The sequence below is a fragment of the Pedobacter ginsengisoli genome (genome assembly GCF_002736205.1).
Lineage (GTDB): Bacteria > Bacteroidota > Bacteroidia > Sphingobacteriales > Sphingobacteriaceae > Pedobacter > Pedobacter ginsengisoli_A.
The window spans coordinates 4,376,127-4,388,258 of sequence record NZ_CP024091.1; the positions used below are offsets into that span (position 1 = coordinate 4,376,127).

Annotated in this window: 12 protein-coding genes; 4 read left to right on the forward strand and 8 right to left on the reverse strand. The window is 38.9% G+C overall.

Annotation, left to right across the window (positions count from 1 at the left end; all coding sequences use genetic code 11):
- Position 1 precedes the first annotated feature (1 nt).
- The 4 genes from argC to CPT03_RS18135 form a co-directional block, all read right to left on the reverse strand.
- Positions 2–973 carry an N-acetyl-gamma-glutamyl-phosphate reductase gene (gene argC, locus CPT03_RS18120; protein ID WP_099440148.1) on the reverse strand — a complete coding sequence of 324 codons (972 nt, stop codon included), beginning with the start codon at positions 971–973 and terminating at the stop codon, positions 2–4.
- Positions 963–2,156 carry an argininosuccinate synthase gene (gene argG, locus CPT03_RS18125; RefSeq protein ID WP_099440149.1) on the reverse strand — a complete coding sequence of 398 codons (1,194 nt, stop codon included), beginning with the start codon at positions 2,154–2,156 and terminating at the stop codon, positions 963–965. Before argG ends, argC begins: the two co-directional genes overlap by 11 nt.
- Before the next feature lie 11 nt (positions 2,157–2,167).
- Positions 2,168–2,872, reverse strand: coding sequence for an N-acetyltransferase (locus CPT03_RS18130; protein WP_099440150.1), 705 nt, complete (start codon positions 2,870–2,872; stop codon positions 2,168–2,170).
- A 347-nt stretch (positions 2,873–3,219) separates the two neighbouring features.
- Positions 3,220–4,422 carry an NAD(P)/FAD-dependent oxidoreductase gene (locus CPT03_RS18135; RefSeq protein WP_099440151.1) on the reverse strand — a complete coding sequence of 401 codons (1,203 nt, stop codon included), beginning with the start codon at positions 4,420–4,422 and terminating at the stop codon, positions 3,220–3,222.
- A 110-nt stretch (positions 4,423–4,532) separates the two neighbouring features.
- On the opposite strand from CPT03_RS18135, the gene CPT03_RS18140 reads away from it, so the two are divergent.
- The 3 genes from CPT03_RS18140 to CPT03_RS18150 all read left to right on the forward strand — a co-directional run bounded on the left by CPT03_RS18140 (position 4,533) and on the right by CPT03_RS18150 (position 6,741).
- Positions 4,533–5,678, forward strand: coding sequence for a M28 family metallopeptidase (locus CPT03_RS18140; protein ID WP_099440152.1), 1,146 nt, complete (start codon positions 4,533–4,535; stop codon positions 5,676–5,678).
- A gap of 80 nt (positions 5,679–5,758) precedes the next feature.
- Positions 5,759–6,064: a YbaB/EbfC family nucleoid-associated protein gene (locus CPT03_RS18145; protein WP_099440153.1), complete on the forward strand. Its 306-nt coding sequence runs from the start codon at positions 5,759–5,761 to the stop codon at positions 6,062–6,064.
- Positions 6,064–6,741 (forward strand): metal-dependent hydrolase, encoded by a 678-nt coding sequence (locus tag CPT03_RS18150; RefSeq protein WP_099440154.1) that lies wholly within the window; start codon positions 6,064–6,066, stop codon positions 6,739–6,741. The genes CPT03_RS18145 and CPT03_RS18150 overlap by 1 nt, the downstream gene beginning before the upstream one ends.
- A gap of 54 nt (positions 6,742–6,795) precedes the next feature.
- On the opposite strand, the gene polA is transcribed toward CPT03_RS18150, so the two are convergent.
- Positions 6,796–9,609: a DNA polymerase I gene (polA, locus tag CPT03_RS18155; RefSeq protein ID WP_099441174.1), complete on the reverse strand. Its 2,814-nt coding sequence runs from the start codon at positions 9,607–9,609 to the stop codon at positions 6,796–6,798.
- 115 nt (positions 9,610–9,724) lie between these two features.
- Here polA and CPT03_RS18160 point away from each other — a divergent pair, with 115 nt between their 5' ends.
- On the forward strand, positions 9,725–10,420 hold the full coding sequence (locus tag CPT03_RS18160) for a hypothetical protein (protein ID WP_099440155.1): 696 nt from the start codon (positions 9,725–9,727) through the stop codon (positions 10,418–10,420).
- Here CPT03_RS18160 and CPT03_RS18165 read toward each other — a convergent pair whose 3' ends face one another.
- From CPT03_RS18165 to trmB, 3 genes are read right to left on the reverse strand one after another with little or no spacing between them, the layout of a single operon-like run.
- Positions 10,421–10,981 carry a DNA-3-methyladenine glycosylase I gene (locus CPT03_RS18165; protein WP_099440156.1) on the reverse strand — a complete coding sequence of 187 codons (561 nt, stop codon included), beginning with the start codon at positions 10,979–10,981 and terminating at the stop codon, positions 10,421–10,423.
- Positions 10,982–10,990: 9 nt separating this feature from the next.
- Positions 10,991–11,317, reverse strand: coding sequence for an MGMT family protein (locus CPT03_RS18170; protein WP_099440157.1), 327 nt, complete (start codon positions 11,315–11,317; stop codon positions 10,991–10,993).
- 26 nt (positions 11,318–11,343) lie between these two features.
- Complete coding sequence (gene trmB / locus CPT03_RS18175; RefSeq protein ID WP_099440158.1) at positions 11,344–11,994, reverse strand: tRNA (guanosine(46)-N7)-methyltransferase TrmB; 651 nt, start codon at positions 11,992–11,994, stop codon at positions 11,344–11,346.
- Positions 11,995–12,132: the final 138 nt, after the last annotated feature.

Here is a 12,132-nt window from a genome sequence, read left to right on the forward strand (position 1 = left end):
ATTAAAATGCAGCCGCCTTTAGCCGGAGCCCCGTACTCTCTTCTAATCCAAATATCAAATTCATGTTTTGTACCGCTTGTCCGCTTGCACCTTTTAACAAATTGTCTATCATACTTACAATAAAGAGTTTGTTGCCATGTTTTTCTACATGTACCAATCCTTTATTTGTATTCACTACCTGTTTTAAATCGATATTTCTTTTACTTACATGAGTGAAAGGATGCGAAGCATAAAAATCTTCATATATGCGCTGTGCCTCCTCTGCCGTCAAATCACTGTCCAGATAGATTGCCGCCATAATACCCCTTGTAAAATCACCACGTTGAGGTACAAAATTTAAAGCCTCATTAAAACCTGGCTCTAATTGCTTTAAACTCTCACCTATCTCATTAAGATGCTGATGTTCAAAAGCTTTATATACCGACAGGTTGTTGTTGCGCCAGCTAAAATGAGAAGTTGCTGACAAGCCTTGTCCGGCTCCAGTTGATCCGGTTGTTGCATTGATATGCACTTCACTATTCAGCAGGCCTTTTGATGCCAAAGGCAATAATCCTAACTGGATACAAGTCGCAAAACATCCCGGGTTAGCAATATAACTGGCCTTTTTTATCGCTTCACGATTTAATTCAGGCAAACCATATACCCATTTATTTCCTGCATTAACCTTTAATCTGAAATCCTGACTCAGGTCAATTATTTTAATACTACTGTCAATGGTATTTGCAGCTAAAAATTTCTTGGCATCTCCGTGTCCTACACAAAGAAATAACACATCAATCTCCGACGATAATTCACCTGTAAAACGCAGGTCAGTATCGCCAAACAAATCTGTATGAACATCAGAAATAAGGTTTCCGGCATTACTGTTACTATGTACAAATACGATATCAACAATTGGATGGTTCACAAGAATACGTAGCATTTCACCACCTGTATATCCTGCACCTCCAACTATTCCTGCTCTAATCTTCATGACTGTTTACTTTATGCCAGATCATTACCTGGTTACCAAAAATCTTCGAGAAACCTTTAACATCTTCACCGCTCCATGCATTGTTCATTTCACCGTAGCTGCCAAATTTATTGCTCATCAAATCATGTTCAGATTCAACACCAATAATATTGAAACGGTAAGGTAACAATTCAACAAATACATTTCCACTTACTGTTTTCTGTGTATCTGATAAAAATGCTTCAATATTGCGCATAATAGGATCATGGAATTGACCTTCGTGTAACCAGTTACCATAGAAAGAGGACAATTGCTCTTTCCACGAAAGCTGCCACTTTGTTAAAGTATGTTTTTCAAGTGTGTGATGAGCTTTAATAATCACCATTGGAGCCGCTGCTTCAAAACCCACACGTCCTTTAATTCCTATAATTGTATCACCCACATGGATATCTCTTCCAATGCCATAAGGCTGTGCAATAGCCTGTAATTTCTGAATCGCTCTAACCGGTTCAAAAGTTTCGCCATCAATTGCTACCAGTTCACCTTTAGTAAAAGTTAAGGTAAGTTTGCGAGGCTGTGTTTCAGAAACCTGGGTTGGCCATGCCTCTTCCGGCAACGTCTCATTGGAAGTTAAAGTTTCTTTTCCTCCCACAGATGTTCCCCATAACCCTTTATTGATAGAGTATCTTGCTTTTTCTGCGCTATAATTAACACCATGATTGCTTAAATATTCTATTTCCGCTTCGCGTGATAGTTTTAAATCCCTGATCGGAGTAATGATCTCTACATTTGGAATGATAATGTTAAAGATCATATCAAAACGCACCTGATCGTTACCTGCCCCTGTACTTCCATGAGCAACATAATCAGCTCCTATTTTCTTCACATAATTTGCAATTGCAGTTGCCTGACTTACACGCTCTGCACTTACTGATAATGGATAAGTCGCATTTTTTAATACATTCCCGAAAACCAAATATTTAATACAGCTGTCATAATAGTTTGTAGTTTCATCAACAACAGCATGAGAAGCTACACCTAAGGCATAAGCACGTTTTTCTATTTCTTGTAATTCTTCATCAGAAAAACCACCAGTATTTACAATAACAGAATGCACCTCTAATCCGCGATCCTGTGCTAAATAAATACAGCAAAATGAGGTATCCAAACCTCCGCTAAACGCTAAAACAACTTTCTTCTTCATCTTTATAACAGCTATTTAAATAAAACGGTAAACATTAAAAACAGAGATTTTAAACCTCCTTTATTCTCGGGTTTGGAACTTAGCACCAATCGTTGCTTAATGCGCATAAAACGCTCATATAGCTTAGGCTTTTTGTGCAATTCCTCTGCAAATTTCTTAGCAACATCATGTTTTTGTTCCACAGGATCGTACAACATTGCAGTACACATGCAATTCTTACGCTCCTTCATTTTCAGAATTTCGAAATTCACACAGCTTTGGCAGCCTTTCCAAAACTCTTCATCCTGGGTAAGCTCTGAATAAGTTACAGGCTCATAACCCAAATCAGAATTGATTTTCATTACAGCCAATCCTGTAGTTAAACCAAATATTTTTGCTTTAGGATATTTTTGTCTTGAAAGCGCAAAAATCTTCTCCTTAATAGCATGGGCAAGCCCTGCCTTTCTATATTTGGGGCTAACGATTAAGCCTGAATTGGCTACAAATTGTCCATGTGTCCAGGTTTCAATATAGCAAAAACCAGCCCACGAGCCATCCTTATGGAAAGCAATAACAGCTTTCCCGTCTGAAATTTTATTTGCTACATACTCCGGAGAGCGTTTAGCGATACCTGTACCTCGGGCTTTTGCCGATTCTGCCATTTCTTCGCAAATTTCTTCTGCAAAGACACGATGTTCAGGAAGTGCAACTTGCACTATAAAATCGTTTATATTCATTAATATGATAACGAAAAAAAATAAATGTTCTGATTAATTGTTTTTTGAGAGGCAATCCTCTGTGGAAATGCGTTGAGACTTTACGCAGAGATTAACTCAAATCCGCGGCGTATAATTTTGCCGGTTAGTGGTTACAAAAAAAATGGGTCGCAAACGTTCAATAAACAAACTTCTTGAAGCAATATTTTTTGCTTCAACAATAGAAAGTTTATGGGTCGCGTGCTTAATCATTTTCTGTATATAATAATTCTTTGAATGAGTTGAGGCGCAAAGGTTTAAATAAATATCGAGTTGTGCAATACGTTTTTAATTTTTTTACATTTTTATAATGAATATCTGCACTTAATTTAACGTCCAAATCTGAAGAAATGAGACAGAATACCCGGCCTTCCTTCTATTATTTCAATTATCATATCCATTCCCATTACCGAAAAAGTGATCCCATTCCCTCCAAAACCTAGCAAAAAGTAGCTTCCAGGGTATTTAGGATGCATTCCTATGTATGGCAAACCATCCTTAGTTTCACCAAAAGTACCAGCCCAGCAAAAGTCTTCAATGAATGAACTATCAGGCAAATATTTTTTTAAAGTTTTTTCCAACTTCTCTTTTTTTCTGCCCAAAATCAGGTCTCTTCTTGTAGCATTTTTAAAGCTTTCATCTTCGCCCCCCACAAGAAATCTCCCATCTGCTGTTGTACGCATATATAAATACGGGGAATCTGTATTCCAAAACAATGTTTTTTCACAAGCTTCGTGGTGTCGGTCCATCTTCTCACTAACCATTGCATAAGTACTTTTCAACTGCACAACCTTATCAGGAAGCATATTCTGAGCCTCATATCCAGTACAGTAAATAATATGTTTTGCGGCTATCTCAGCACCTGTATCCAATTGCGCCCTCAGTAGTTCCTTTTCATATTTCACCCTTTTCAATTCCGTTTTATCAAACACTCCTAATCCCTTTTCAGCATTATAATGCAGTAAATCGTGTGTTAAACAAAAAGCGTCCACACTCCCCCCATCGGCAGAAAGAATTCCACCTTCAGCAACAATTCCATAATTCGCCTTTACTTCTTTTTTATCCAGCCACTTCACCTCAAATCCGGCCGTCTTACGGGCTTCATATTCCTGCTTTAGCCATTTAACATCCTTACTTTTCCCGGCAAAATAAAGTGATTCCTTTTTTTCAAACCCGCATACCGAGCCAATCTCTTTTACCAAACGCTCCAGTTTATAAATGGCATCTTTACAGGCAAGGTAACTTGCTATAGCACCCTGGTTTCCTATCAATTCTTTTAATCTGTATAATGGAACATCAATTTCGTATTGAAGCATTGATGTGGTTGCCGATGTACTGCCATTCGCAATCTCCCTTTTGTCAATTAATATGGTTTCGTAACCTTTAGCTATACAGGCATGGGCCATTAATGCACCGGTAATACCTCCACCAACAATCAGTACATCACACTTTGCATCTGTCCTTAACGAAGGATACGAATGCATTATCCCATTTTTTACCAGCCAAAACGGCTCATTTGAGCGAATATCCATAAGTTTAAATTAATCAAACTATAACAATCTTGTTTGATATGTGTTTTACACACCCAAAATTTAAACTTTACGCAAGTTTAATCCTATATTGAATTTCCTTAGGGGCTATTATGAGAAAGTATTTCTTAATATTATTTCTTTCTATTGCAGGATCGGCATTTTCGCAGGACCTTCACAATGCCCGTAGAACAGTAAACCAGCTCACCTCAAAAGCCCTTTGGGGAAGAGGGTACACTAATAATGGAATGGCTAAGGCAGCCAACTTTATTTGCTCAGCCTTTAAAGCTTACGGCCTCAGCCCTATGAGCGGAGCCGATTTTAAACAACCTTTCTCTTTCCCTGTTAATACCTTTCCCGGAAAAATGCTGGTTACCATTAACGGAAAAAAACTTAGCCCCGGTAAAGATTATATAGTAATGCCCCAGAGCATTGGAAAAACGGCCAAAGGAAAGTTTGTACAAAAAGACAGTGTTACTTTTGCCGATACGGACCAGCGTATAATTACGGTACTTAAAGATAAACTTACCTGGTCTGTTGCCCCTCAGCAAGGTGATTTTACCGGTATTGAAATAAATAAAAACGCGATAAAAGGTATCCCTCTCAATTTTCAAATTAATATTGAAAATGCCTTTATCCCCGAATTTAACACCTCCAATATCTGTGGCATAGTAAAAGGCACCACAAAACCAGATTCACTTCTGGTTATTACCGCTCACTATGATCATTTGGGTGGTATGGGCGGCAAAACTTATTTCCCCGGTGCCAATGACAACGCCAGTGGTATTTCATTTCTACTTTCTCTGGCAAAATACTACGCGGCCAATCCACAGCCTTACACAATGGCATTCATTTGCTTTGCAGGAGAAGAAGCAGGGTTACTTGGATCCAAATATTTTACAGACCACCCATTGCTTCCGCTTCAAAAAATCAGGTTTTTAGTTAATGTAGATATGGTTGGCACAGGCGAAACAGGCATTACAGTAGTAAACGCAACCATCCATCCAAAGGAGTTTTCCTTATTAAATCAACTCAACGATAAGAGCAAATACCTCCCAAAAATAAATCCAAGAGGCAAGGCCGCAAACAGCGACCACTACTTCTTCACAGAAAAAAACATACCTGCTTTCTTTATCTACACTACAGGTGGCATCAGCGCATATCATGACATTTATGACCGTCCTAAAACCCTTCCTTTAACAGAGTATCAGGATCTGTTTAAGCTTTTTATTGATTTCAATGCGGCATTAATGAAATAAATAAGCCCTATTTTTCATTTTATTGGCTTTACTTTAAACCAAATTCCTTTAATTTCGTTTTATAATAAAAACAACAACTTATGTTCGATAAATTAATGGCAGCCCAACAGAAGGCTGATGAAATAAAGAAAAGATTAGATACAATCTCTGTTTTTGGAGAAGTTGAAGGTGGAGCTATTCGCGTAACTGCAACAGCAAACAAAGCGATCACGGCGGTCGAGATCAGCGATGAATTCCATAAACAGGCCGATAAAGAAGAACTTGAAGAATTACTATTAACAGCCATTAACAAAGCCTTAACCCAAGCAGATCAGGTTAGTGCTACCGAAATGCAGGCCGCCACCAAAGACATGTTTGGCGGATTGGGCGGAATGTTTGGACAATAATGAAATATACATATTATGGCCAATCCTGCTTCCTGATAGAGGCCGATGGCAAAAAGTTTCTTTTCGATCCTTTCATTACACATAACCCTCTTGCCGGGCATATTGATATAAAAAGCATTGAGGCCGATTATATCCTGGTAAGTCATGGGCATGCCGATCATATTGCCGATCTGGTAACAATTGCAAACCAAACCAATGCGCTTGTTATTGCAATTGCAGAGGTAGCAGACTGGGCGGGCAAGCAAGGCTTAAAGAATGTTCATGGAATGAACTTTGGAAGCCACAACTTTGATTTCGGAAAACTCAGAATGGTATGGGCTACACATTCAGCAGCACTGCCTGATGGAACCTGTGGCGGAAACCCCGCAGGCTACGTCCTGGAACTTGAAAACAAAACCATCTATTTTGCAGGAGACACTGCTTTAACTATGGAAATGAAGCTTCTTGCCGAGCTTTATAATCTTGATTATGCAATTCTGCCAATTGGTGGTAACTACACAATGGATGTTGATGATGCTATTATAGCTACAAAATATATTGATTGTAACACCGTAATTGGTGTACATTACAACAGTTTCCCGGTAATAGAAATTGACACACAGGAAGCCCTGGCTAAATTCAAAAGAGAAAACAAAGTACTCTTGTTGCCTGCAATAGGCGAAACTATAGAGCTTTAATCTAAAAAAGGCCTCGTTGAAGTTTCGTCAATGAGGCCTTTTTTTATTTAAAAATTAATGCGCTTCCAGCCAGTTGTCTCCCTCACCAATTTCTACTTCAATTGGAACATTTGTTTTAATAGCGGTTTTCATTCTATGCGAAATGATCTTTTTCATTGCCTCAACTTCAGATCTTAGCACATCAAAAACCAACTCATCATGCACCTGCATGGTCATTTTTGATTGAAGCCCCTGCTCCTGTATATCCTTATGAATATTAATCATTGCAACCTTAATCATATCTGCCGCCGAACCTTGTATAGGGGCATTTATGGCATTTCGCTCAGCAAAACCACGTACAGTCTGGTTAGCAGAATTAATGTCGCGTAAATACCTTCTTCTACCTAAAATAGTTTCAACAAAGCCGTTTTCACGGGCAAAATTCATCGTGTCAGACATGTATTTCTTAATCCCCGGATATTGCTCAAAATACTGCTCAATAATTGCAGCAGCCTCTTTACGAGGAATCCCCAGGTTTTGTGATAAGCCAAAAGCAGATTGTCCATAAATAATCCCAAAGTTCACTGCCTTAGCATTTCTTCGCTGAGTAGAATCAACCTCATCAATTGAAACCCCATATACCTTTGCTGCCGTTGCAGTATGAATATCGATGCCTTTATTAAAAGCATCCAGCATATTTTCTTCCTTACTGATCTCAGCGATAATGCGAAGCTCTATCTGAGAATAATCCGCCGAAAGCAGAACATGATCAGCATCCCTTGCAATAAATGCCCTGCGTACCTCTCTGCCTCTTTCTGTACGGATAGGAATATTCTGTAGGTTCGGGTTATTAGAACTTAACCTTCCTGTTGCGGCAACAGCCTGATTATATGAAGTATGCACACGGCCTGTTTTAGGATTAACCAACAATGGCAATGCATCAACATAAGTAGATTTTAATTTTTGCAGCTGCCTGAAATCTAAAATATCCTGAACGATATCACTTTTATGAGCAAGGGCCAATAACACATCCTCTCCGGTTTGGTACTGCCCTGTTTTTGTTTTCTTTGCTTTCGGGTCTAATTGCAGCTTATCAAAAAGAACCTCTCCCAATTGCTTTGGTGAGGCCAGGTTAAATTTAATACCACACTTGTCATAAACATTCTGTTCAAATTTTCTGATGTCCAGTTCCAGTTCCTTAGAATAGTTAATCAAGGTATCCATATCTATCCTAACCCCTTCCTTTTCAATATCTGCAAGCACATAAATCAAAGGGTTTTCTACCTCTGTGGCCAGCTGTTCTGCATTAAGCCGGGTAAGCATTGGCTCAAATACATTGGCAAGCTGTAAGGTTATGTCAGCATCTTCAGCTGCATAATCTACCACCTGCTCAACAGGCACATCACGCATGTTTCCCTGCCCTTTTCCTTTGGCACCAATAAGTTTGGTTATCGAGATTGGTGAATAACTCAAGTAGTTTTCAGCCAGTACATCCATATTATGGCGCGTATCAGGATCAATTAAATAATGTGCTAACATGGTATCAAACAGCTTTCCTTTTACAGATACACCATACCATTTAAATACAAGCATGTCATATTTAATGTTCTGTCCAATTTTAACTATGTTTTCATTTTCAAGAACAGGTTTAAAATCATTAACAATCAATTGCGCCTCAGCATTGTCTGCAGGCACCGGAATATAGTAGCCCTCGCCCGGCTTAATACTAAACGAAATGCCCACAAGATCTGCAAGGTTCGCATCAGTACCCGTTGTTTCAGTGTCAAACGAAATACTTTCCTGCGTTAAAAGTAAATCAACAAGTTCTTTGCGTAACTGCGGAGTATCTATTAATTTATAATCATGTTCCGTATTTTCAATGGTCTTAGCTGCAACTACCTGCTCAAATACTTCCGAAACAATAATTGTTGTTTTGGTCTTAACCTCAATCTGATCAACCACATTCCCAAAAAGATCAATCTGCTGCGACCCTCCGGTTTTACCTTCATTTACGCTAAACCCTTCTCCAAAAACACGCTTACCAATTGTTCTGAATTCCAGTTCCGCAAATAAAGGCTCTAACAATTCTCTGCTTGGTTCCTCAAGTTCCAGGGCTTTTTCATCAAATGGAACTGGAACATCAAGTATAATTGTGGCCAACTTTTTTGAAATCATCCCCTGCTCGGCATACGTTTCCACATTTTCACGCTGCTTTCCTTTCAGCTCATGCGAATTGGCAATAATATTCTCTATAGAGCCATATTGCTTTATTAAAGCTTTTGCTGTTTTTTCTCCTATCCCCGGAATTCCCGGAATATTGTCAACCGCATCACCCCATAAACCAAGGATATCAATTACCTGTTTTACATTGTCAATCTCCCACTTGGCCAATACTTCCTTTACCCCCATAATCTCCATCTCATTACCCATTCTGGCAGGCTTGTAAATAAAGATATTTTCAGATACCAGCTGCGCAAAATCCTTGTCAGGGGTCATACAGTATACCTGAAACCCTGCCTTTTCAGCCTCTTTGGCCAGTGTACCAATAATATCATCTGCTTCAAATCCATCCTTTGTAATTACCGGAATATTAAACCCTTCTATCAGTTTAAAAATATAAGGCAGTGCGGCCGATAGATCTTCCGGCATTGCCTCCCTATGTGCTTTATAGGCTTCAAAATCAGTATGCCTTTCGGTAGGCGCCTCGGTATCAAACACAACCGCTATATGAGTAGGTTTTTCCTTTTTAAGAACTTCCAGTAAAGTATTTGTAAAGCCCATAACAGCCGAGGTATTCACCCCTGTTGAGGTAAACCTGGGGTTTTTACTCAGCGCAAAATGAGCCCGGTAAATAAGCGCCATGCCATCAAGAAGGAAAAGTTTTTTCATTGGTATCTGATTCATTTAATGATCGTGAAAGCTTCTGCCTTCAACATTCTCAAAGTTAATAATAGAGATCGTAATAGATAACAAACACAAAAGAAATTCCGTTATTTGGATAATTATGAAAAGAGCAATTAAAACTTTCGGTTTATTAACAATGCTTTTGGTAATGGCATTACACTCATCTGCACAGGATGCAGTAGTTATTGCTTCGGGCGATTTTGTGAGAGGAACCATACAGGGCACTGATTTTTCGACCGTTATCCTTAAAAACGACGACGAGACGCTTTCTCAATACAAAGCCAGCGACATTAAAGAGTTTTTATGGAATGGCGAAACCTATGTAAGTAAACCCATAGTAATTAAAAAGAAAATGGAGCACCGCTTTTTCAAAATTATAGAACAGGGTGCAGTAAACTTATATGCAATTGGTGGTACCACCAGTATTGAACAACCTCAGCCAAAAAGAGCACGCATCAGGCCTTCTGTTGGCATTGGCACAGGAACCGGAGGTTTTGGAGGCGTAGGTGGAGGTGTTGGCATCTCGTTTGGAGGAGGCCGAAGAAATGATGCCGAACCAGCTAATCGTAACTTGCCAACGGCTTATTTTATAGAAAAGTATGGCACAGGACCAATGCAGGAAATACCTGCCGATGGGGGCAACTCATCAAACAAAACACAAATGATTAAAAGTATTTTGCTTCAAAAACTTACTAATGATGAGGACCTTGCCGAACGGATAATGGCAACTGAAACTTTTGATGCTAAACTTATAAAAGCTTTTGTTGCAGCTTATAATGATATGCAGAAAAAATAGCTATCTGCTTATACAACCCTCAACATGATCATTTACCATACCTGTAGCCTGCATATGGGCATAACAGATTGTGGTGCCAAAAAATTTGAAGCCTCTCTTTTTCATATCCTTGCTTATCCTGTCTGATATTTCTGTTCTCGGTGGCACATCCCCTAAGGATCTAACCTTATTCAAAATGGGTTTTTTATCAGGCAAAAAGCCCCACATATAATCTGCAAATGAGCCAAATTCCTTTTGTATCGCTATAAAAAGTTTTGCGTTGTTTATGGCTGCATTAACCTTTAACCGGTTTCTAATAATTCCGGCATCATTAATTAGCCTTTCCACATCAGCATCTGTAAAGGCCGCAACTTTTTCTACATCAAAGTTAGCAAAGGCCTGCCTGTAGCCATCCCTTCTCCTTAAAATAGTGATCCAGCTTAAGCCAGCCTGAGCTCCTTCAAGAATCAGAAATTCGAATAATATCTTATCATCATAAACCGGCTTACCCCATTCTTCATCATGATATTTTACATACAAAGGATCGGTTCCGCACCAACCACATCTAACTATTTCTACCATATTTCAATCTTACAATTCAACCAAAGGATCCCAGAAATGCTGTTTAAAATTCTGAATCTTGTCATTTTTAACTACCACACCCTCCTGCTCCAGCAGTTCCTGCATCAGGTTGGGTTCTGCAAAGTGGAATTTACCAGTTAGTAAGCCTGTACTGTTAACTACCCTATGGGCAGGTATTGCCGGATACGCAAGGCTCGCATTACTCATGGCATAGCCTACCATCCTGGCCGAACCACCGGCTCCAAGGCTCTTGGCTATTGCTCCATACGAGGTTACCCGTCCTTTGGGTATTAATCTTACCAGTTCAAAAACCTGGTCATAAAATGACTGCTCCATGTAATCAATTTATATCCTGCCCTTAATTATTCAAATGAGAACTGGATGTAATTTATATTCTTGTCGTGCTTCAGATAAATCCTTTCATAATGCGTTTTTATAGCTAAAACAGCATCTGCGAATTCCGATTTATACAATTGATCTGTACTTTTATGGCAAATCAATCCCAGCTCTTGAACTTTCTCAACAGTATAAAGATACAAACCGTCGTTATCAGTTTTCAGGTTAATTTTACCACCTGGCTTTAAAAAAGTCCTGTATTTATCTAAAAATCCCGGAAATGTTAAGCGCTTTTTTTCACGGCTATCTTGTGGTTGTGGGTCCGGAAAGGTTATCCATATCTCATCAACTTCATGCTCACCAAAAAACTCTATAATATCTTCAATCTGAATCCTTAAAAAAGCGAGGTTAGCAATCCCTTCATCCATACCCGTACGGGCTCCGCGCCAAATCCTGTTTCCTTTAAGGTCAACACCAATAAAGTTTTTATCTGGAAACATCTTAGCCAGTCCTACAGAGTATTCGCCCTTGCCACATGCAAGTTCTAAAACAACCGGATTGTTATTTTTAAAATGCTGAGCGGCCCATTTACCTTTTAATTCTTTACCGGCATCAAGCTGATAAACATTAGGAAAGGTATCTATTTCTGCAAATTTTCTTAACTTATCTTTACCCACTACTAAAATTATTTTTATGCAAACTTAAGCAATTAGTTATTTCATTCAATGACAGATTATTTATAAGCTATCACCCTTAATCACTATGTATCTAAATACTACCTGCTAAATACCAACCACTATTCCCTTCCCTAACTA